The 21,744-nt window shown below is 68.3% G+C and carries 19 protein-coding genes; 9 read left to right on the plus strand and 10 right to left on the minus strand.

Going from position 1 to position 21,744, the window contains the following annotated elements:
• Positions 1-117 precede the first annotated feature (117 nt).
• The 4 genes from polA to AC1DJ5_RS12295 all read left to right on the plus strand — a co-directional run bounded on the left by polA (position 118) and on the right by AC1DJ5_RS12295 (position 5,097).
• On the plus strand, positions 118-3,033 hold the full coding sequence (polA, locus tag AC1DJ5_RS12280; protein WP_477020780.1) for a DNA polymerase I: 2,916 nt from the start codon (positions 118-120) through the stop codon (positions 3,031-3,033).
• Positions 3,033-3,353, plus strand: a complete 321-nt coding sequence (locus AC1DJ5_RS12285; protein WP_477020781.1) for a GNAT family N-acetyltransferase — start codon at positions 3,033-3,035, stop codon at positions 3,351-3,353. Before polA ends, AC1DJ5_RS12285 begins: the two co-directional genes overlap by 1 nt.
• A 49-nt stretch (positions 3,354-3,402) precedes the next feature.
• A complete protein-coding gene (locus tag AC1DJ5_RS12290; protein ID WP_477020782.1) occupies positions 3,403-4,620 on the plus strand; it encodes a BaiN/RdsA family NAD(P)/FAD-dependent oxidoreductase in 1,218 nt (405 codons plus the stop codon).
• A gap of 144 nt (positions 4,621-4,764) precedes the next feature.
• On the plus strand, positions 4,765-5,097 hold the full coding sequence (locus AC1DJ5_RS12295; protein WP_441454736.1) for a TFIIB-type zinc ribbon-containing protein: 333 nt from the start codon (positions 4,765-4,767) through the stop codon (positions 5,095-5,097).
• A 15-nt stretch (positions 5,098-5,112) separates the two neighbouring features.
• Here AC1DJ5_RS12295 and AC1DJ5_RS12300 read toward each other — a convergent pair whose 3' ends face one another.
• Complete coding sequence (locus tag AC1DJ5_RS12300) at positions 5,113-6,825, minus strand: hypothetical protein (protein ID WP_477020783.1); 1,713 nt, start codon at positions 6,823-6,825, stop codon at positions 5,113-5,115.
• A gap of 223 nt (positions 6,826-7,048) precedes the next feature.
• On the opposite strand from AC1DJ5_RS12300, the gene AC1DJ5_RS12305 reads away from it, so the two are divergent.
• From AC1DJ5_RS12305 to AC1DJ5_RS12325, 5 genes are all read left to right on the plus strand, one after another.
• Entirely contained in the window at positions 7,049-7,753 is a 705-nt protein-coding gene (locus AC1DJ5_RS12305; protein WP_441454738.1) for a response regulator transcription factor, read from the plus strand.
• A complete protein-coding gene (locus tag AC1DJ5_RS12310; protein ID WP_441454739.1) occupies positions 7,722-9,332 on the plus strand; it encodes a stimulus-sensing domain-containing protein in 1,611 nt (536 codons plus the stop codon). The genes AC1DJ5_RS12305 and AC1DJ5_RS12310 overlap by 32 nt, the downstream gene beginning before the upstream one ends.
• Positions 9,329-9,760: an HPr kinase/phosphorylase gene (locus AC1DJ5_RS12315; protein WP_441454740.1), complete on the plus strand. Its 432-nt coding sequence runs from the start codon at positions 9,329-9,331 to the stop codon at positions 9,758-9,760. The genes AC1DJ5_RS12310 and AC1DJ5_RS12315 overlap by 4 nt, the downstream gene beginning before the upstream one ends.
• A gap of 107 nt (positions 9,761-9,867) precedes the next feature.
• On the plus strand, positions 9,868-10,272 hold the full coding sequence (locus AC1DJ5_RS12320) for a PTS sugar transporter subunit IIA (protein ID WP_292035039.1): 405 nt from the start codon (positions 9,868-9,870) through the stop codon (positions 10,270-10,272).
• A complete protein-coding gene (locus AC1DJ5_RS12325; RefSeq protein ID WP_441454741.1) occupies positions 10,269-10,562 on the plus strand; it encodes an HPr family phosphocarrier protein in 294 nt (97 codons plus the stop codon). The genes AC1DJ5_RS12320 and AC1DJ5_RS12325 overlap by 4 nt, the downstream gene beginning before the upstream one ends.
• 28 nt (positions 10,563-10,590) lie before the next feature.
• On the opposite strand, the gene AC1DJ5_RS12330 is transcribed toward AC1DJ5_RS12325, so the two are convergent.
• From AC1DJ5_RS12330 to mutM, 9 genes are all read right to left on the minus strand, one after another.
• Positions 10,591-11,061, minus strand: coding sequence for a peptidase S1 (locus tag AC1DJ5_RS12330; RefSeq protein WP_441454742.1), 471 nt, complete (start codon positions 11,059-11,061; stop codon positions 10,591-10,593).
• Between the two features lie 191 nt (positions 11,062-11,252).
• Positions 11,253-13,691, minus strand: a complete 2,439-nt coding sequence (gyrB, locus tag AC1DJ5_RS12335) for a DNA topoisomerase (ATP-hydrolyzing) subunit B (RefSeq protein WP_441454743.1) — start codon at positions 13,689-13,691, stop codon at positions 11,253-11,255.
• A gap of 244 nt (positions 13,692-13,935) precedes the next feature.
• A complete protein-coding gene (gene recF / locus AC1DJ5_RS12340) occupies positions 13,936-15,126 on the minus strand; it encodes a DNA replication/repair protein RecF (protein ID WP_477020784.1) in 1,191 nt (396 codons plus the stop codon).
• A complete protein-coding gene (locus tag AC1DJ5_RS12345; RefSeq protein WP_477020785.1) occupies positions 15,123-15,824 on the minus strand; it encodes a hypothetical protein in 702 nt (233 codons plus the stop codon). Before AC1DJ5_RS12345 ends, recF begins: the two co-directional genes overlap by 4 nt.
• An 8-nt stretch (positions 15,825-15,832) precedes the next feature.
• Positions 15,833-16,951: a DNA polymerase III subunit beta gene (dnaN, locus tag AC1DJ5_RS12350; RefSeq protein ID WP_441454746.1), complete on the minus strand. Its 1,119-nt coding sequence runs from the start codon at positions 16,949-16,951 to the stop codon at positions 15,833-15,835.
• 237 nt (positions 16,952-17,188) lie between these two features.
• A complete protein-coding gene (gene dnaA / locus AC1DJ5_RS12355) occupies positions 17,189-18,646 on the minus strand; it encodes a chromosomal replication initiator protein DnaA (RefSeq protein ID WP_441454747.1) in 1,458 nt (485 codons plus the stop codon).
• Positions 18,647-19,158: 512 nt separating this feature from the next.
• Positions 19,159-19,428, minus strand: coding sequence for a 30S ribosomal protein S20 (gene rpsT / locus AC1DJ5_RS12360; protein WP_441454748.1), 270 nt, complete (start codon positions 19,426-19,428; stop codon positions 19,159-19,161).
• Between the two features lie 143 nt (positions 19,429-19,571).
• On the minus strand, positions 19,572-20,357 hold the full coding sequence (locus AC1DJ5_RS12365; protein ID WP_441454749.1) for an enoyl-CoA hydratase: 786 nt from the start codon (positions 20,355-20,357) through the stop codon (positions 19,572-19,574).
• A 72-nt stretch (positions 20,358-20,429) separates the two neighbouring features.
• Complete coding sequence (gene mutM, locus AC1DJ5_RS12370) at positions 20,430-21,293, minus strand: bifunctional DNA-formamidopyrimidine glycosylase/DNA-(apurinic or apyrimidinic site) lyase (protein WP_477020786.1); 864 nt, start codon at positions 21,291-21,293, stop codon at positions 20,430-20,432.
• Positions 21,294-21,744: the final 451 nt, after the last annotated feature.

Raw genomic sequence — 21,744 nt, forward strand, 5'->3', positions numbered from 1 at the left:
TCAGAATTCCTGATCGCGGCGCCGAGCGCCAAAGAACTGGATCCCGGCGTCCGCCGGGATGAGCGGAACAGGAATCACATGGATGACGGGGGGCCTCGGCCCCCCTATGTTCGCGCCATGACCGACGCGCCCATCGAATCCGCCGCCCGCCCCCTGACCCAGGACGGACCGCCGCCCCGGCTGTGGCTGATCGACGCCTCGGCCTATATCTTCCGCGCCTATCACGCCCTGCCGCCCCTCACCCGCAAGTCGGACGGCCTGCCCGTCGGCGCGGTGCAGGGCTACTGCAACATGTTGTGGAAGCTGATCCGCGACATGAAGGGCGAGGATGGCCCGACCCATCTGGTCGCCGTCTTCGACCACTCGGACAAGACCTTCCGCAACGATCTCTACGATCAGTACAAGGCCCACCGCCCCCCGGCGCCCGAGGATCTGGTGCCGCAGTTCCCCCTGGTGCGCGAGGCCACCGCCGCCTTCGGCGTGCACGGCATCGAACTGGCCGGCTATGAGGCCGACGACCTGATCGCCACCTATGCCTGCAAGGTCCGCGACCTGGGCGGCGAGGCGGTCATCGTCTCCTCCGACAAGGACCTGATGCAGCTGATCGGCGACGGCGTGGTCATGTACGACCCGATGAAGGACCGGCGGCTGGACGAAGAGGCCGTGTTCGAGAAGTTCGGCGTCACGCCCGACAAGGTGGTCGAGGTTCAGGCCCTGATCGGCGACAGCGTCGACAACGTCCCCGGCGCCCCCGGCATCGGGCCGAAGACGGCGGCCCAGCTGATCCACGAATACGGCGACCTCGACACGCTTCTGGCCCGCGCGGGCGAGATCAAGCAGCCCAAGCGGCGCGAGACCCTGATCGCCTTCGCCGACCAGATCCGCCTGTCGCGAGAGCTTGTGACCCTGACCTGCGACGCCCCGGCGCCCGAGGCGATCGACGACTTCCTGATCCGCGATCCCGACCCGGCGGTGCTGTCGGAGTTCCTGGAGCGGATGGAGTTCCGCTCGCTGCTGCGCCGCGTCGGCGACGGCAAGGCGCCGACCAAGGAAGGCTCGGCCTTCGCCCGCCAGCCCTCGGCCCCGGTCGCCACGCCGCGCTACGGCCAGACCGAGGTCGCCGCGCCGGATCAGGTCCACGACTTCGACCGCAACAAGTATGAGTGCGTGCAGTCGCTGGAGGACCTGGACCGCTGGATCGCCCGCGCCCGCGCCGTCGGCGTCATCGGCTTCGACACCGAGACCGACGCCCTGTCGGCGACCCACGCCGGGCTGTGCGGCGTCTCCATCGCCGTCGGCCCGAACGACGCCTGCTACGTCCCCCTGACCCACGATCATGAGCCGACCGGCGACGCGTCGCTCAGCGGCGGTTTCGACTTCGGTCTGGAACCGGCCCAGGGGGAGACGCGCGAGCCGCTGACCCAGATTCACAAGCCCACCGCGCTGGAGCGGCTGAAGGCCCTGCTGGAAGACCCCGCGGTGCTGAAGGTCGGCCAGAACATCAAATACGACCTCGCCGTCATGGCCCGTCGCGGCATCCGCGTGGCCCCGATCGAGGACACCATGCTGATCTCTTACGTCCTCGAGGGCGGCCTGCACGGGCACGGCATGGACGAACTGGCGCGGCTGCACCTCGGCCACGAGCCCATCCCGTTCAAGAGCGTGGCGGGCGTCGGCAAGAGCCAGAAAAGCTTCAAGCACGTCGAGCTGAAGCCGGCGACCTGCTACGCCGCCGAGGACGCGGACGTGACCCTGCGCCTCTACAAGCTGCTGAAACCGCGTCTGGCGGCCGAGCGCCTGACCACCGTCTATGAGACGCTGGAGCGCGGCATGCCGCCGGTCCTGGCCGACATGGAGCTGAACGGGGTGCGGGTCGATCCCGACCGTCTGCGCTCCCTGTCCTCGACCTTCGGCCAGCGCATGGCCGAGCTGGAGGAGCAGGCGCACAAGCTGGCCGGCCGCCCCTTCAACATCGGCAGCCCGCGTCAGATCGGCGAGATTCTGTTCGGCGAAATGAGCCTGCCCGGCGGCAAGAAGACCGCCAGCGGCCAATGGGGCACCGAGGCCAGCGTGCTGGAAGAACTGGCGCTGACGCATGACCTGCCGCGCGCCATTCTGGACTGGCGCCAGCTGTCCAAGCTGAAGGGCACCTATACCGACGCCCTGGTCGCGGCCTCGGACCCGACGACCCACCGGGTGCACACCTCCTACCAGCTGGCGGCGGCGACGACCGGCAGGCTGGCCTCATCCGACCCCAACCTGCAGAACATCCCGATCCGCACCGAGACCGGCCGCCTGATCCGTCAGGCCTTCATCGCCTCGCCGGGCCATGTGCTGATCAGCGCCGACTACAGCCAGATCGAACTGCGACTGCTGGCCCATATCGGCGACATTCCCGAGCTGAAGCGCGCCTTCAAGGCGGGCCTCGACATTCACGCCGCCACCGCGTCGGAGATGTTCGGCGTGCCGGTCGAGGGCATGCCGTCCGAGACCCGCCGTCGCGCCAAGGCCATCAACTTCGGCATCGTCTATGGCATCTCGGCCTTCGGTCTGGCGGCCCAGCTGGGCATCGATCAGGGCGAGGCCGGGGCCTATATCAAGACCTATTTCGAGCGCTTCCCCGGCATCCGCGCCTACATGGACAAGACCAAGGCCTTCGTGAAAGAGCACGGCTTCGTCACCACGGTCTTCGGCCGCCGCATCCACATCCCGGCCATCCATTCCAAGTCGGGGGCCGAGCGTCAGTTCGGCGAGCGCGCCGCCATCAACGCCCCGATCCAGGGCGCCGCCGCCGACATCATCCGCCGCGCCATGATCCGCATGCCCGCCGCCCTGACCGAGGCGGGCCTCAAGACCCGCATGCTGCTGCAGGTCCACGATGAACTGATCTTCGAAGCCCCCGAGGCCGAGGCCGAACGCGCCCTGGCCGTGGTGCGCCAGATCATGGAAGGCGCCGCCGACCCCGCCGTGGCCCTGACCGTCCCCCTGGTGGTCGAGGCCAAGGCCGCCGCCAACTGGGACGAGGCGCACTGATGAAGACCGACATGAACCTGGACCCCGACATCCACGACAACGCCGAGGCCCGACGCTACGAGCTGACGGTCGACGGCGAGACCGCCGTGGTCCTCTACAACCCCGTGGCGGGCGGGCTGATGATCACCGAGACCCTCGTGCCGGTCCCGCTGGAGGGGCGCGGCCTCGCCAGCCGGATGGCGAGGCATGTGCTGGCCGACCTGAAGCAACGCGGCCTGGTGATCCTGCCGACCTGCCCCTTCTTCGCCGGCTATCTGAAGAAGCATCCCGAATACGGCGACCTCGTGCATCCGGCCTATCGGACCGCGCTGGGTTTGTAAGGGGGCCTGCAAGGTCGCCTCGGACGCCCGGCCCTGCTAGGGCGAGGCGATGAAGAACCCAGACATCGACGTCCTGATCGTCGGCGCCGGCGCGGCCGGCATGATGTGCGCCATCGAGGCGGGCAAGCGCGGCCGCCGCGTGCGCGTCATCGACCACGCCCGCGCGCCGGGCGAGAAGATCCGCATCTCGGGCGGCGGGCGCTGCAACTTCACCAACCTGGGGACCAGCGGCGCCAATTTCCTCAGCGAGAACCCGCGCTTCGCCCTGTCGGCGCTGAAGCGGTTCACCCAGCACGACTTCCTCAAGATGGTCGAGCGCCACGGCATCGCCTGGCACGAGAAGACCCTGGGCCAGCTGTTCTGCGACGACAGCGCCAAACAGATCATCCGCATGCTGACGGACGAGATGAAGGCGGCCGGCGTGACCCTGTCGCTGGGTCTCGGCGTGACTTCGATCAGCCGCAGCGGCGACCGTTTCGAAGTGGCCCTGGACGACGGGACCCGCGTCTCGGCGGCGTCTCTGGTGGTGGCGACCGGCGGCAAGTCGATCCCCAAGATGGGCGCGACCGGCTGGGGCTATGAGGTGGCGCGTCAGTTCGACCTGCGGCTGACGGAGACGCGGCCCGCGCTGGTGCCGCTGACCTTCGAACCCAACCTGCTGGAGCAGTTGACGCCCTTGGCGGGAGTCGCCGTCAATGCGGTCGTCAAGACGGCCTCAAGCAGCCCGAACGGCGATAGGCCCAAGGAAACAAGCTTCGAAGAAGCCATGCTGTTCACCCATCGCGGCCTGTCGGGGCCGTCGATCCTGCAAATCAGCTCCTACTGGCGCGAGGGCGAAGCCATCACCGTCAACATGGCCCCCGGCGAAGACGTCGCAGCGCGTCTGCTGGCCGCCAAGACCGAGAATGGCAAGCAGGCCGTGCATACGGCGCTGGGCCATATCATCCCGCGCCGTCTGGCCGAGGTCATCTGCGCCCGCGAGGGCCTGGCCGGCAAGTTGGCCGAGGTCGGCGACAAGAAGCTGCGGGCCTTGGCCGAGGCGGTCAACGCCTGGACCGTCAAGCCGGTCGGCTCGGAGGGCTATCGCACCGCCGAGGTGACCCTGGGCGGGGTCGACACCGCCGCTCTGGACCAGCAGACGATGGAGGCCAAATCGGTCCCCGGCCTCTTCTTCATCGGCGAGGTGGTCGATGTGACCGGCTGGCTGGGCGGCTATAATTTCCAGTGGGCCTGGTCGTCGGGCTGGGCGGCGGGACAGAGCTGCTAAGGCCGAGCTCGCCTGTCCCTGCGGCGTCTGCGCACGTTGTGGGGCCGGGGACAGCGCCCTAACCCTTTCCTCAGCGGGACGGGCCCCTCTGGCGCGGCGAAAGCGGCGTGATGTCGGACCGCATTCTTCGACCCTGAGGATCCCATGCCCCTATTGATGTGCCCCAACGACAACGCCGCCATGCAGACGCTGGACCGCCACGGCGTCCAGTTCGACATGTGCCCGACCTGCCGCGGCGTCTGGCTGGATCGCGGCGAGCTGGAAAAGCTGATGGCCGTGGCCGCCGACGAAGGCCGCGCCTCGGCTCCTCAAGCCGCGCCCGCCGCGCCGCCGACTTATCCGCCGTCGACCCCGCAGCCCTGGGGCGCACAGCCGCGGGTCTATCGCGAGCCGCCCCGCTACCAGGACGATCGTCATCGCGACGACGGCTACCGCAAGAAAAAGAAGCGGATGGACATCTTCGACATCTTCGACTGACGCCTTGAACGCGATCTAGGCGGCGAGGCCGACCGCCTTCATCAGCGGACGCAGCGTCTGCACCGCCTCGGGCGCCGCGCTCAGGGCGGTGCGAACCTCGGGCGCGCGGAACAGTTTGACCGCCTCCGCCCTGGCGCGATCGGCCACGGGGCCGGTCGGTCCGGTCTCGCCGGCGGCCAGCCGCAGCAGGGCGGCCAGCTTCTGCGGCGCCGGCGCGGGCGCGCGAACGATCTGGGCGGTCAGTTTGGCGTCCGCCTCGACCGAACCGCCGACCACGCCCAGGGCGGCGACCACCGCATCGCGATCCCGCTCGGACAGGGCGGCGTTGCGCACCGCGCGCTGCAAGGTCGCCAGCGCCAGCAGCTTCTGGCCCGGGGTCTGGCCCGAGGCCCGCATCTCGGTTTCGAACCGCAGCGAGGTGACGCAGGCGTCCAGCCAGCGCGCCGCCGAGCGCTTGTTGCCCCCGCCGGTGACGTTTTCGCACAGCCGCGTCAGCCGTTCGACCTCGCACAGCACATTGGCGCAGTCCTTGACGTAGGCGGCGACGAAATCGGCGGTGACCAGGCTTTTCGAACGCTCGACGAAGGCGGTCTGCACCTCCTCCAGCGTCAGCAGTCGTCCGGCCGTGGCGGTCAGGGTCATGGCCAGCGCGCGCAGGATGTCGATCTCGCCCTCGGGATCGCCGGGCCGCAGGCGGCGCTGACTCATCAGTTCGCGCACCACCATCCGCGCCAGCGACGCCGCCAGCAGCGGAAACTCGCCCGCCGCCAGCCGCTCGCCCAGACGCGCCGGACCGCCTTCGACCGGCGGGACCAGGACCGCCAATTTGGGATCGCGCGCGATCAGGGCGCCGATCTCGCGCGGGGCGACCATCCGCACCACGGCCGCCAGGCTGGACCCCTGATCCAGCGCCGGGCCGACGATCTGGGCCAGACTGGCGCGCGCGCCCAGCAGCTCGCACAGCAATTGTTCGACGGGCACCAGGACCAGGGCGCGCGGCGGCCCGTCCATCGGAGCCCGGTCGCACAGGTCCATCAGCCGGTCCAGCCGCGCCCGCGCGCCCTTGACGCCCTTCAGCGCCCCGGCGACCACCCCGCCCATGATGAAGGCGCGGTCCGGCGACCCGTTCAGCCGATGGGCCACGTCGGCGACCGACCGTTCGGCCAGGCTGGGAAACTGATTGCGTCGCCCGGCCTGAAGCAGCCGCTCGATCGCCTGTTCGCTGAGCCGCTGATAGTGGCGCACCAGGTCGTGGACGGCCTGGCCGGTGTTCTGGCTTTCGGGCACGGCGACCTTCTGGATCGCGTGCTGCAGTTCGACGCCCGAGGCCTCCAGCCGTTCGGCCAGATCAGGCCGGTGCAGCAGTTCGAAAGCCGTCGCCCCCTGTCGGTTCAGCCAGTCCTCCAGCACCCGGCCGATCAGGTCGCGGGCGTGGGGGGCATAGAGATCCTGAACGCCGCGGCAGTTGGGGCCGGCCTGCTCCTCGCTGACCGGACGCTTGCGTTTCACCTCGGGCGCGCCGCGGTTCAGGACGACCACGCTGGCGAATTCCATCGTGTCCGGGTCCAGCGTCTCCTTGGTCACACGCACGGCGCAGGCGCGGCCGTCCTTGAGCAGGTCCTCGGCCGTCTCGACGGCCTGCTTGCGGTCCTCGGTCGCCATCGCCAGCGCCCAGGACGCGGGCGGCGTCTTGCGGATGTAGATTTCGTAGTGAACCGGACCGGCCATGGCGTCTTTCAGGCGGATTGACCCGCCACCCTGCGCCATGAGGATTTAAGGCGAGGTTTCGCCCTTTCGCGGCCAAGGTTGCAAGACAGGCTCTGGCGAACCATTTGCTGTGGCCGTAATGTCACCACGATAGAATAGAACGGTTACGCTTGTCGCGCGTTGAGCCATCGACCCGCGACGGGCGATCGAGACGTCCGCCGCCGCCCGCACTTAGGAGAAGCCCTTGGCCAACATCACCCTGGTCGACGACGACGAAAACATCGTCGCCTCCGTCTCCCTGGCCCTGGAAAGCCATGGCCACAAGGTCACGGCCTATCACGACGGCGCCTCGGGCCTGGAGGCGCTGGAGAGCACGCCGCCGGATCTGGCGATCCTGGACGTGAAGATGCCGCGCATGGACGGCATGGAGGTGCTGCGCCGCCTGCGCCAGACCTCGCAGATTCCGGTCATTATGCTGACGTCCAAGGACGAGGAGATCGACGAGATTCTCGGCTTCAACCTCGGCGCCGACGACTATATCCACAAGCCCTTCAGCCAGCGCCTGCTGATCGAACGGGTCAAGGCCCTGCTGCGCCGCACCGGCGCCGACGGCGGCGAGATGGAAACCGCAGCGGAGGCCGCCGGCAAGGCGATCAAGCGCGGCAAGCTGTCGATGGACCCGGCGCGCCACGAGAGCACCTGGGAGGGCCGGCCGGTCAAGCTGACGGTCACAGAGTTCCTGCTGCTCCAGGCCCTGGCCCAGCGCCCCGGTTTCGTGAAGAGCCGCGACAGTCTGATGGACGCCGCCTACGACGATCAGGTCTATGTCGACGATCGCACCATCGACAGCCACGTCAAACGGATGCGAAAGAAGTTCCGGGTGGTCGATCCCGAGTTCGACGCGATCGAGACCCTGTATGGCGTCGGTTACCGCTACCGCGAAAGCTGAGATCGAGGACGCCCCGGCGCGGCGTCGGTTCCGCTTCGGCGGATCGCGTCTGGGCGGCTTCATTCTCGCGCTCAATCTTCTCAGCCTGCTGATCCTGTTCGGCGGGGCGCTGTTGCTGAACGAATGGCGACGCGGCCTGATCGAGGCGCGCCAGGAATCCCTGTCGGTCCAGGCCGAGCTTCTGGCCAATGTGCTGGGCGAACTGGGCATCACCCGCGGCGAGCCCTATCCGGCGCTGGACCCCGGCGCAGCGGGCCTGTGGCTGCGCGACAACTTCATTCCCGAGGGTCAGCGCGCGCGCCTGTATGATCAGGACGGCCTGCTGGTGTCCGACAGCTTCGCCGTCACCGACGCCATCCCGGGCCAGCCCTTGCCGCCCGCCCACCCCGCCGGAACCCCGGTCGAATCCAGCGAACCGACGCGGCGCGAGGAAACCCGCCTGACCCGCGCCAACGCCGAACTGTCAGCCGAGGTCGAACGCGCCCTGCAGGGCGCGCCTCAGGCCGGTGTGCGCCGCAACGAGAACGGCGACCGGGTCGTTTCCGTCTCCCTGCCCGTCCGCCACGTCCAGCAGGTGCTGGGCGTGCTGACCCTGGAGGCCGGCGACGTGGATCAGACCCTGGCCGCCCAGCGCCGGGCCCTGACCCCCTTCGCCCTGGTGGCCCTGGCGGTGAACCTGCTGGCCTCGCTGGTGCTGCATCTGTTCGTGGCCCGTCCGGTGATGCGCCTGTCGGCGGCGGCGGATCAGGTGCGTCTGCAGCGCGCCCGCGCCATCTCCCTGCCCGACCTCGAAGACCGCAAGGACGAGATCGGCGACCTGGCCCGCGCCCTGGAATCCATGACCGACACCCTGTCGACGCGCATGGACGCCATCGAACGCTTCGCCGCCGACGTCAGCCACGAGATCAAGAACCCCCTGACATCGATCCGCTCGGCGCTGGAGACCCTGCCCCTGGTCAAGACCGACGAGCAGCGGCAGCGGCTGACCAATCTGCTGCAACAGGACGTGCGTCGTCTGGACCGGCTGATCACCGACATCGCCAACGCCTCGCGTCTGGACGCCGAACTGTCGCGCGACCGGCCCCGTCTCATCGACCTCAACGAACTGCTGGGCGACATCGTCGCCGTCTATCAAGGCGGCCACAAGCCCGGCGAAGCCAACGTGCGCTTCGCCTCCACCGCCGAGGCCGCGCGGGTGATGGGCCGCGACATTCCCCTGGGCCAGGTGTTCCGCAACCTGATCGACAACGCCCGCTCGTTCAGCCCGGCCGACGGCGAGGTCCGCGTGCGGCTGGAGCGCGACGACAGTCACCCCGACCTGCCGCTGCGCATCCGGGTCGAGGACGACGGCCCCGGCATCCCGCCCGAAAACCTCGAGACGGTGTTCGAACGCTTCTACACCTCGCGGCCCAAGGGCACGGCCTTCGGCGCCAACTCGGGCCTGGGCCTGTCCATCGTGCGCCAGATCGTCGACGCCCACGGCGGTCGGGTCCGCGCCGAGAACCGCGTGGATGAAAGCGGAGCCGTCGTCGGCGCGCGCTTCGAAATCCTCCTCCCCCTGGCTGGACGGCGCCCATGAGCGCGCCCTTGCAGCCGATCCACGCCACCGCCGTGGCCCGCATGACGCCCCACGGCTGGCGCGGTGTGCTGATCCAGGGGCCGTCCGGCGTCGGCAAGAGCGATCTGGCCCTGCGCCTGATCGGCCAGGGCTGGCGTCTGATCGCCGACGACTGGACGCATCTCTGGGCCTCCGACGGCGCGCTCTACGCCACGGCGCCGGCCACGATCGCCGGCCGGATCGAGGTGCGCGGCCTGGGCATCGTCGCCGCCCCCCTACGCCCCCTGGCCCGCATCGTCCTGGCCGTGGCCTGCGTCCACGAGGCCGTCGAGCGCCTGCCCGAGCCCGCCGCCTGGACCTGGGGGGGCGTGGCGATTCCGCAACTGCGCCTCGACCCCCGCCCGGCTTCTGCGGGTCAGGTCGTCGCAACCGCGCTCGCCGCCCTTTGAACCGGCGCGCGATTGGCCTATGAAGGCCGGCTTGCAGATCAGTCCGGGCGCCCAAGGGCGTTCGCTGAGGACAGCAGCGCGGGGCGGATTGTCTTGGTGAAGCCTTCATGATCGGGCTGGTGATCGTCACCCACGGGGGCCTGGCCTCTGAATTTCTGGCGGCGATGGAGCACGTGGTCGGCCCGCAAAGGGGCGTGGCCGCGATCTGCATCGGCCCCGAGGACGACATGGAGCGGCGCCGCCGCGACATCGTCGACGCAGCCGCCGCCGTGAACGACGGCGACGGCGTCATCCTGCTGACGGACATGTTCGGCGGCACGCCCTCCAACCTGGCCATTTCGGTGATGGAGCAGACCCACGCCGAGGTCATCGCCGGGCTGAACCTGCCCATGCTGATCAAGCTGGCCAGCGTGCGCGGGCGCGAAAGCCTGGAGACCTGCGTCGCCCATGCCCAGGACGCGGGACGCAAATACATCTCCGTGGCGTCGTGGGTGCTGGCGGGCGAAAAATGAGCGACGCCCCGGTCCAGACCCCCGTTCGGGCCACGGTCAACATCTGCAACCAGCGCGGCCTGCACGCCCGCGCCTCGGCCAAGTTCGTCAAGCTGGCCTCGGGCTTCGAATCCGAAATCCGTGTCACGCGCGACGGCGTCACCGTCGACGCCCGCTCGATCATGGGCCTGCTGATGCTGGGCGCCGGCATCGGCTGCGGCGTCGAGATCGAGGCCGAGGGTCCCGACGCGGCCGAAGCCCTCGAAGCGCTCAGCGACCTGGTCGCCCGCCGCTTCGACGAGGACCAGTAGCCCCGATCAAGGGCTCCGGCTCGCGGTTTCAGGGCGTCTCGGTGATCAGCAGGGTCGCGTTGGCCGTGCCGCCGCCGAAGGTGCCGATCCAGATGTCGTAGGCGCCGCTGCGCGGCTTGTCGAAACGCACCTGGGCGTCGCCGTCGCCATAGCTGTCGTCGTCGCAGAACCAGTTTCCATCCGGCCCGTTGACGATCAGGGTCGTGTCCACCGACGACAGGGTGCGGAACACCAGCGGCCGCCGCCCCGCCTCATAGGTCACTTCGAAATCCGGCGCGTCCGCGACATCGCCGACGCAGGTCGCCGGCAGCGGCGTATCCGCATAGGCGTCGATCGCGCCCCCCGCCGTCACCGCGACGCGGTAGGGATCCGGGGTGAACCCGACCCGCAGGACGATCTCGCCATAGGCGGCGGTCTTGCTGGAATCCTGAGGCGCAGCGCCCGGCGAGGCGGACATAAGCGCGAGCCCGGCCGCGCCCGCGAACAGCAGGTTTCTCATGACCTTCTCCCGTCCCGGCCAGGCCGGGCTCCACGGCGCCACTGCTGCGCCGCGCCCCGTTACCGTCAAGACGCCGCTAACCGAACACGGAAAAGTCATATTTTAGCCCGGATTGACGCCGCGTCGGGGCCGCCGCGCCCGGTGCGCGCGGAAACAGGCCGGCTTCGCAGCCGGCCTGTCGGGCGCCGCCGTCAGACGTCGACGGCGGCGTCCAGGGCGTTTTCCTGGATGAATTCGCGGCGCGGTTCGACCACGTCGCCCATCAGCTTGGCGAACAGGTCGTCGGCGTCGTCGGCGTGGTCGACCTTGACCTGCAGCAGGGTGCGGGCGTTGACGTCCAGCGTCGTCTCCCACAGCTGTTCGGGGTTCATCTCGCCCAGGCCCTTGTAGCGCTGGATGGCGATGCCCTTCTTGCCCGCGTCCAGCACGGCGGTCAGCAGGTCCAGCGGACCGCGGATGGTGATGGATTTGTCCTTGCGGCGATAGACGGCGGGCTTGTCGAACAGGCCGTCGAAGGCCGCCGCGCGCTCGGCCAGGCGACGCGCGTCCAGCGAGCGGCCCAGTTGTTCGTCCAGAACGATCGTCTCGCTGACGGCGCGACGGACGCGGCTGAAGACCACCCCGCCCTGCTCGGCGCGACCGCCCGACCAGGGGCCGTCGCCTTCCTCGGCGTAGAGATTCAGACGCTCGGCGGTCTCGGCGGCGCGCGCTTCCAGTTCGCCCGCGCTCTCGGTGAACAGACCCGCCAGGGCGCCCTGCTCGATAGCGAAGGCGGGGGCGCGCGGCGACAGCCGGTCGACCAGACCCTTGAAGGCCTTGGCCTCGCGCACCAGGGCCTGGAGGTCCAGCCCCATGCGGCGCTCGCCCGACGCCAGGTCCAACTCGGCGTCGGCGCAGCCTTCCTCGATGAGGTAGGCGTCCATCTCGGACTGGTCCTTGATGTAGCGGCTCTGCTTGCCCTTGGAGACCTTATAGAGCGGCGGCTGGGCGATGTAGACGTGGCCGCGCTCGATCAGCTCGGGCATCTGCCGATAGAAGAAGGTCAACAGCAGAGTGCGGATGTGGGCGCCGTCGACGTCGGCGTCGGCCATCAGGATGATCTTGTGATAGCGCAGCTTGTCGGCGTTGAAGTCGTCGCGGCCGATGCCGGTGCCCAGGGCCAGGATCAGAGTGCCGATCGTCTCCGACGACAGCATCCGGTCAAAGCGCGCGCGCTCGACGTTCAGGATCTTGCCGCGCAGGGGCAGGACGGCCTGGTTCTCGCGGTTGCGCGCCTGTTTGGCCGAGCCGCCGGCGCTGTCGCCCTCGACGATGAACAATTCGGACTTGGCCGGATCGCGTTCCTGACAGTCGGCCAGCTTGCCCGGCAGGCTCGAGATCTCCAGGGCCGACTTGCGCCGCGTCAGGTCGCGCGCCTTGCGGGCGGCCTCACGCGCCGAGGCGGCTTCGATGATCTTGCCGACGACCACCTTGGCCTCGACCGGGTGTTCCTCGAACCATTGGGCCAGGCCTTCCGAACACAGGTTCTCGACCGCCGGGCGCACCTCGGACGAGACCAGCTTGTCCTTGGTCTGGCTGGAGAATTTGGGATCCGGCACCTTGACCGACAGAACGCAGGTCAGGCCTTCGCGGGCGTCTTCGCCAGAGACGGAGACCTTCTCCTTCTTGCCGGCGCCCGAGCTCTCGATATAGGCGCCCATGACGCGGGTCAGGCTGGCGCGGAAGGCCGACAGGTGAGTGCCCCCGTCCCGCTGCGGGATGTTGTTGGTGAAGCACAACATGGTCTCGTGGTAGCTGTCGTTCCACCACAGGGCGAGATCCAGCTCGATCCCTTCCTTCTTGCCGCGAATGACGATGACGTCCTTCAGGATCGGCGTCTTGGACTTGTCGAGGTGGCGCACGAAGGCTTCGACGCCGCCCTCATAGTGCAGCATGATCTCGACCGGCTCGGCGCCGCGATGATCGGCCAGCTTGATGACCACGCCCGAGTTCAGGAAGGCCAGCTCGCGAAGCCGGTGTTCCAGCGTCTTCAGGTCGAAGTCGATGTGGCTGAAGGTGGTGACCGATGGATAGAAGGTGACCTCGGTGCCGCTCAGCGGCTGACCGGCCTTGTCGCCGTCGGTGCGGATCGGCGCGTCGCCGGTGACGACCAGCGACTTGACCGTGTCGCCGCGCTCGAAGCGCATCTGGTGCGCCTTGCCGTCGCGATAGATCTTCAGTTCCAGCCAGTCGGACAGGGCGTTGACGACCGAGACGCCCACGCCATGCAGACCGCCCGACACCTTGTAGGAGTTCTGGTCGAACTTACCGCCGGCGTGCAGCTGGGTCATGATGACCTCGGCCGCCGAGACGCCTTCGCCCTCGTGGATGCCGGTCGGAATGCCGCGACCGTTGTCGGTCACGGTGACCGAGCCGTCCTCGTTCAGGATGACCTGGACCAGGTCGGCGTGACCAGCCAGGGCCTCGTCGATGGCGTTGTCGACCACCTCATAGACCATGTGGTGCAGGCCGGAGCCGTCGTCGGTGTCGCCGATATACATGCCGGGGCGCTTGCGCACCGCGTCCAGGCCTTTGAGAACCTTGATGGAATCAGCGCCGTATTCCGGCGAGGCGTCAGTCTGGTCGGTCATGAAAACGTCGGCTCAGGGTCCGCGGACGGACAGGGAAAAGACGGCCTCTCAGCCGTCCGCATCAGGTCGCAATTCAACGCGCCCCGATGACGATAACATATAGGAAATTTGGAGAGAAAAGCCACTCTTTGTCCTTCTCCCCTTGCGGGAGAAGGTGGGCGCCGAAGGCGCTCGGATGAGGGGTCTCTCAACGCGATTTTACGGGCGACCGAACGACGCGCTCTGAGGACCTCCGAACGCGCCGTCACCCCTCATCCGTCTCGCTGCGCGAGCCACCTTCTCCCTCAAGGGGAGAAGGGGACCAAAGCGCCCCGCCTTCCACCGAAACGAACTGCGCCCGGCCTTCCAGCGCGGCGAACAGACTGCGCTCCGTCCCTGTCATGAAGGCCTGCAGCCGCAGGGCCTCGATCTCGTCGAACAGGGCGGCGCGACGAACCTCGTCGAGGTGGGCCGGGGCCTCGTCCAGCAGCAGGACGGGCTGCGCGCTCTGCCCAAATTCAGGACGGGCCAGCCGCCCGACCTGGGCCAGGATCAGGTTCAGCACCAGGGCCTTCTGCTCGCCGGACGAGCCCTCGGCGGCGGGCCGGTTCTTCTCGCGGTGGATGGCCGTCAGGTCCGAGCGATGCGGCCCGAACAGCGAGCGTCCGGCGGCGGCGTCGCGCCCCCGCGCCCGCACGAAGCCCTCGCCCAGCATGCCGACGATATCGGCCTCGTCCGCGCCCGCCGCCGCCATCGCCTCGGCCTCCCCGGTCAGACCCAGATCGGCCTGAGGGAAGGGCCGGTCGCCGCGCGCGTCGATGCCGACCTGCAGCGCCGTCAGCGCCCGGGTCCGCGCCGTCGCCGCCCGCGCCCCGGCCTCGGACAGCCGCGCCTCCAGCGCGTCCAGCCACAGGGGATCGGCGGGCCGACCTTCCGCCCCGTCGGTCAGCAGCCGCAGCCGCTCGCGCAGGGCCTTTTCATAGGTCGAGACCGTCGCCGCATGATCGGGATCAGCCGCGAACACCAGCCGGTCGAAGAACCGCAACCGCGCCGCCCGCGCGTCGGAAAACAGCCGGTCCTGCTCGGGCGTGGCCCAGACGGGGCGCAGGTGGTCCAGCAGACGTCCGGGCGGCGCCGTCTCGCCGTCGATGCGGACGATGCGCCTTGCCGCCCCCGGCGCCTGCACGCCGGTGCCGAGACGGACCTCTTCGCCGTTCTCGTCCAATGTGACCATGACGGCCCAGGCCCGGCCTGTGGCCTCGCCCGGCTCGCGCCGCCCCATCTCCTGCGCCGTCGCCCCGCGCAGCCCCTTGCCGGGGGTCAGCAGACTGATCGCCTCCAGCAGATTGGTCTTGCCCGCCCCGTTCGGCCCATGCAGCACCACAGCCCCGCCGGAAACCGGCAGGCTGGCGCTCGCATAGGAACGGAAGTCGGTGAGGGCGAGGGAGCGGATCAAGGCTGCGAGAAGAACGCGCTGGCCGCAGCCCCAACGACCGCGAGGCCTATGCCACCAATAACAGTGCCAAAAAGATAGCCACGCCCCTTGGCAAGGGTCGCCTGCCGCGCGGCTTCTGCTCCGATCGTCATGACAACTGTATCGAAGAGCATACGCCGAGCGAGAGCGGCGGCACCAACCCCTAGGGCGTATGCAACACACGCAAAAAGCACCGTGCGTATTGATGACACCTGCATGCTGCTAAGTGGCAGCGCGGCTCCCAGCAATAGGCCGGCAGGTATAGCCACCAGGCCACCAGTCCATGCGCTAAAGATCCAGCTATACCACAGCCTACGCGCCTCAACGCCAGACACAGCTTCGCTTGCAAGCCGCTCCGCCGCCTGTTCCGACCAGCTAGAAATAGTGACCCAAGCTGGCGACCAGTAGCGGACATCAATCTCTAACGATTGACCACCAGCTTTATACTCCACGGAGAATGAGGAGCGCCCCCGCACGTCATCGAAAGGCAGGAGGGCCAACCCCTCCACGGTGTCCACCTCATACTTGGTACCACTTCTCACTTGGAGCGAGAATCTAACTTCCGCAGTTTGCCCGACAATGGACTCGAACAACCTTTTCTGAGCGGCAAAAAAATCGGCATCGAAGCCAAATGCGCCCTTCAGATCGACACGCTTGAGTCTCGGAGGGACTAGTTTCAAAGCTAGTCCTACACCCGCAGCGGCATCAGCACGTACTGCACGCCCGGATCGGCCGGATCGAGGACCAGGGTCGGGCTGGCTGGGTCGGCGAATTTGAAGTGGGCGGTCTCGCCGGTGATCTGGCCGGCGACGTCCAGCAGGTAGCGGGCGTTGAAGCCGATTTCGAACGGCTCTTCGGAATAGCCGATCTCGACCTCTTCCTCGGCCTGGCCGGCTTCCATGTTGCGGACGGTCAGCTTCACCCGGTCGTTGTCGAAGGCCAGCTTCACCGAGCGGCTCTTTTCGGCCGAGATGGTGGCGACGCGGTCGACGGCCTTGGCGAACAGGGCGTTGTCGATGTCGGCCTGCTTGTCGTTGCCCTTGGGGATGACGCGCAGATAGTCGGGGAAGGCGCCGTCGATGACCTTGGAGGTCAGGCTGGCCTGGCCGAACTCGAAGCGGATCTTCTGGGCCGAGACCTGGACCTGGACCGGGCCGTTGCCGTCGTCCAGCAGGCGGCGGACCTGATCGACCGTCTTGCGCGGCACGATGACGCCGGGACCACCCGCCGCGCCTTCCGGCGCCGGGGTCTCGGCCAGGGCCAGACGGTGGCCGTCGGTGGCCACGGCGCGCAGCAGCGGAATGCCGCCCTCGGCCACCGTGTGCAGATAGAGGCCGTTCAGATAATAGCGCGTCTCTTCGGTCGAGACGGCGAAACGGGTCTTGTCGATCAGGCGCGCCAGATCTTCCTTGGGCAGGGTGTAGCGGGCGCCCGTGGATTCCGTCGACATGACGGGGAAGTCGCCGGCCGGCAGGACCGGCAGGTTGAACTTGGACCGGCCCGCCGAGATCACCAGCCGCGGATCATCGCCCGAATAGGTCAGGGAGACCTCGGCGCCGTCCGGCAGCTTCTTGACGATTTCGTACAGGGTGTGGGCCGGGGCCGTGATCTGGCCCTCGACGTTCACCTGGGCCTCGGCCTCGTCGACCATCTCCATGTCGAGGTCGGTGGCGGCGAAGGCCAGGCGGTCGCGCCCGGCGCTCAACAGCACGTTCGACAGGATCGGAATGGTGTTGCGGCGCTCGACCACGCTCTGAACGTGCCCGAGGGCCTTCAGGAGCGCGGAACGTTCGATGGTCAGCTGCATGTGGTCTCGCCCGGGCGCGACGCCTTCATCAGCGTCGCCGTAAGGATGGGCTGGAACACTAGCGCATTGAGCGGCGGGGGCAACGGGGGGCCGTCGTCATGAAACGACTGCCCCCGCTATCCACAGGCCGCCCGTGGAAGAACCTTAGCCGCGCAGCTTGCGCGGCACTTCCCTTTTATCCGCGCAGCTTGCGCGTCACTCCCCTTTTAGCCGCGCAGTTTGCGCGGCACTTCCCTTTTATCCGCGCAGCTTGCGCGTCAGGGCCTCGACGTCGCGGGCGATCTGTTCTTCCTTGGGCATCAGCTCCTCGATCTTGCGCACGCCGTGCAGGACGGTCGTGTGATCGCGTCCGCCGAAGCGACGGCCGATGTCGGGATAGGAGCGGGTCGTGTGCTGCTTGCACAGGTACATGGCGATCTGGCGCGGGCGGGCGATGGCGCGGGTGCGGCGCTCGCTCAGCAGATCGGCCTGCTTCAGGTTGAAGTGGTCGGCCACCGTCTTCTGGATCTCGTCGACGGTGATGCGGCGCTCGGGTCCGCCGCGCAGGGCGACGCCCAGCAGGCTCTGGGCCTCGTCCACGCCCAGCGAGGCCAGGCGGGCGCCGGCCACGGCGGCCAGGGTGTTCACGGCGCCTTCCAGCTCACGCATCGAGCCGGGGGTGCGGTCCACCAGATGTTCCAGAACGTCGGTGCGGGCCTGGCCCGAGACGACGCCCAGCTTGGCCAGGGCGCTCAGGCGCGACTGCGCCACGGCGATCTTCAGGCTGCGGTCGGCGGCCTCGACCGGGCAGGTCAGGCCGGCGGCCAGGTGGCTGCGCAGACGCGGCTCGACGTCGGTCAGGGCGGTCGGGGCGCGGTCGGCCGACAGGACGATGCGTTTGCCGTCCTCGATCAGGGCCGTCAGCGTGTTCAGCAGCTCTTCCTGGGTGCTGGTCTTGCCGCCGACGAACTGGACGTCATCCAGCAGCAGCATGTCGGCCGAGCGCAGGCTTTCCTTGAAGGCCGCGGTCGAGCGGTCCTGCATGGCGCGCACGAAGGTCGACAGGAAGCGTTCGGCGGTCAGATAGACCACCTTGGCGTCGGGGCGCAGACGCTGCGCCTCCCAGGCGATGGCGTTCAGCAGGTGGGTCTTGCCGTAGCCGTAGGGGCCGCAGAAGAAGACCGGGTTGAAGTGGCCGTCGGCCCAGCTGGCCACCTGCTTGGCGATGGCGAGGGCGAAGGCGTTGCCCTGGCCTTCGACGAAGCTGTCGAAGGTCAGGCGCTCCTGCAGGCCGGCGGCGCGGACGGCGCGGGCGCCGTCGGTCGAGGGGGCGAAGGCGGAGGCGGCCATGGCCGAGGCCGGAGCCATAGCCGAAGCCGGGGCGACCACGCCGCCCACCGAGGCCAGGCGCGGGGCCTCGCCGGCGGGGAAGGCGGTCGCCGGGGCGGGCGAGCCCACCTCGGCGCGGCAACGGACGTCCAGACGGCGCGACAGGCCGTCCAGGCCCAGCCACAGCTCGTTCATGCGACGCAGGGCGTTCTTGCGCACCCAGTCCCGCGCATAGGCGGTCGGCGTCACCAGGATCAGATTGCCCGATCCGTCCAGCCGCACGGCCGACGGCGCGATGTAGCTGCTGAACGGCCCATCGCCGATCTCGGTCTTCAGGCGGCCCGCCGCCTCAGTCCAGATACGGTCAGGATCCGTCATGCCCGTCATCGCCGCGCCCCCCAAAATCGTCAAAGCACACCCGCCAAGAGTTAGAACCACCGAACGAACGCACGTCGAAGGCGACCGCCGGGACGACTTCTCCTGCCCCGCGAAGCCAAGGCTTTGCAGGTGGGGTCGTACTCACGGACAGACGTCTCCCGCCGGCGGAAACCATTGATTTCCCCCGTCTTCATCCGGATTGGGATGGAAGTGCGTTACAGGCCAAAACTTACGCGCCGCACGCCGGAGATCAACGCTGATTCGAGTCGAGATTCGCACTTAAATTGTTTGACTCCGGCAAACCCCGGCAGCGCTTGGGAAAATGGCGATTTCGCCGCAATTTCGAACGCTGGATTCTCTCGGCGACTTAGCGCCAGACAGCAAGACGGCGAGGGAGCTTGCGCTTCCTCGCCGTTGAAATCGTTAGATTTTCTTGCGACAACCCTGTTACGGGTAGTCCGAACGCGTCAGATGACGTCGTTTGACGAAGTCGTGAAACCCCGTCCGCGACGCCCTCTGGATCAGGCGGCCGACAGCTTCTTCAGCTGGGCGGCCAGGCGCGAAACCTTGCGCGAGCCGGTGTTCTTGTGAACCACGCCCTTGGACACGGCGCGCATCAGTTCCGACTGAGCGGTGATGAAAGCGGCCTTGGCGGAGGCGGCGTCGCCACCCGTCAGGGCTTCCTGGAACTTACGCAGATAGGTGCGGACGCGGGTACGGCGGGCCTTGTTTACTTCGGTCCGCGCTTCGATCTTGCGGATCGCCTTGCGGGCGCCTGCATTGTTGGCCATCGGGTAAAACCTTCGAACGAAAACGCCGCGAACCCACGTCCACGGCGAGGAAATCTCAAGAGCGGGCGGCTATAGCGGAAAGGCTCCGACCGGTCAACGCGCACCCGGCCGGAATTGAGTCAGGCAAAGGATTTGGGCGGGCTTCAGCGTCCCTTGAAAACGGGTTTCCGCTTCTCGACGAAGGCGGCCATCCCCTCCTTCTGGTCCTCGAAGGCGAACAGGCTGTGGAACAGGCGGCGCTCGAACACCACCCCTTGTGTCAGGGTCGTCTCGAAGGCGGCGTTGACCAGCTCCTTGTTGGCCATGACGGCCAGCAGCGACTGGGAGGCGATCTTGGCGGCGACGGCGCGGGCCTCGTCCAGCAGGGCGTCAGACGCCACCACGCGCGACACCAGGCCGGCGCGCTCGGCCTCGGCCGCGTCCATCATCCGCCCCGTCAGGCACATGTCCATCGCCTTGGCCTTGCCCACGGCGCGGGTCAGACGCTGCGAGCCGCCGATGCCGGGGGCCACGCCCAGGTTGATCTCGGGCTGGCCGAACCTGGCCGTCTCCGAGGCGATGATGAAGTCGCACAGCATGGCCAGTTCGCAGCCGCCGCCCAGGGCGTAGCCCGACACCGCCGCGATGATCGGCTTGCGGAAGCTGGCCACCCGGTCGTGGGCGCGAGCGAAGAAGTTGCCGCGATACATGTCGGCGTAGGCCTGATCCGCCATCTCCTTGATGTCGGCGCCGGCGGCGAAGGCTTTCACCGAGCCGGTCAGGACCACGCAACGCACGCTGTCGTCGTCGGCCACGCTCTCCAGGAAGTCGCCCAGCTCGCCGGTCAGCGCGGTGTTGAGCGCGTTCAACGCCTCGGGCCGGTTCAGGGTGACGACTGCATAGCCGTCGGCGCAGCGTTCGATCAGCAGGGTGGAATAGGCGTCAGCCATCAGGGCGCTCCTCATATTATCGTTCGCCGGCAGGTCTAGCGCCTCAGCCCGCCCACTGGAACACCTTGCCCCCTATCGCTTCTGACAGACCGGACAGAAGAAGGTCGAGCGCCCGCCCTGGACCACGCGCGCCACCAGGCCGGAGCATCCCTCCGTCCGGCACGGCTGGCCCTCGCGGCCATAGACGTCGAAGCGGTGCTGGAAATAGCCCTGACCGCCCTCGACGTTGGCGAAGTCCTTCAGGGTCGAGCCGCCCGCCGCGATGGCGTCGGCCAGGACCTGCCTCACCTCGGTCGCCAGCCGCTCCAGCCGGGACCGGCTGACCTTGCCCGCCGGGGTCAGCGGCGAGATGCGCGCCCGATACAGGGCCTCGCAGACATAGATGTTGCCCAGACCCGCCACGATCCTCTGGTCGAGCAGGCTGACCTTGATGTTCTGCGCCTTGCCCGCGAAGGCCTCGGCCAGATGGGCGGCCGAAAAGCCGTTGCCCAGCGGCTCGGGGCCCAACCCCGAAAACCAAGCATGACCCTCGACCGCCTCGGTCGGGATCAACCCCATGAAGCCGAAGCGCCGCGCGTCGGCGTAGCCCAGCCGGGTGATCACCCCCGCCCGCTCGGCCGTCAGGCTCATATGTTCGTGCTTGCCGACGATCGGCGCATCCGTCTCGAAGGCCCCCGGCGCCACGCCTTCCAGCGTGAAGCGCCCGGTCATGCCCAGATGCGTCACCCAGGTCTCGCCGGTCGACAGCGGGAACAGCAGATACTTGGCCCGCCGGTCCAGCCGCAGCACCGTCGCCCCGTTCAGCCGCTCGACGAACCGCTCGGGAAAGGGAAAGCGCAGATCCGGCCGGTTCTGACGCGCCGCCGTCAGCCGCGCCCCCTCCAGCACCGGCTCCAGGCCGCGACGCACGGTTTCGACTTCGGGTAATTCAGGCATGGCGAAAACCTAGCCCTTCTCCCCCCAACCGAAAAGCGCGCCTTCGGTCGTCCTTCTCCCCTTGCGGGAGAAGGTGGCGGCCCTCGACTTGATCGGGGGCTGACGGATGAGGGGTCTCGCCGCCCTCGAAATCCGCCCGTTTCATCCACGGTCGAGCAACCCCTCATCCGACCTCGCTTCGCTCGGCCACCTTCTCCCGCAAGGGGAGAAGGGAACAACGCGCACAACCCCGCCCCTCAATCCCTGAAACGGCAAGGCATCGCCCGCCGTTCACGCCAAACAGCTCGCCTCACCCGCCAACCGCGCCATGCTCCACCTGTCCCGTCGCAAGGGAGGGCTCGCTTGGCCGGCGAACCGAAGCGGCGGCGGGAGCGGAGAGAACGGGGGTCTTGTCGGACCGTCAGCCTCTCGTCGCGCGCACCGGGCAAGGGAGCACCCAGCGGAAGGCGGC

The organism is Brevundimonas sp. 01N35, assembly GCF_056399785.1.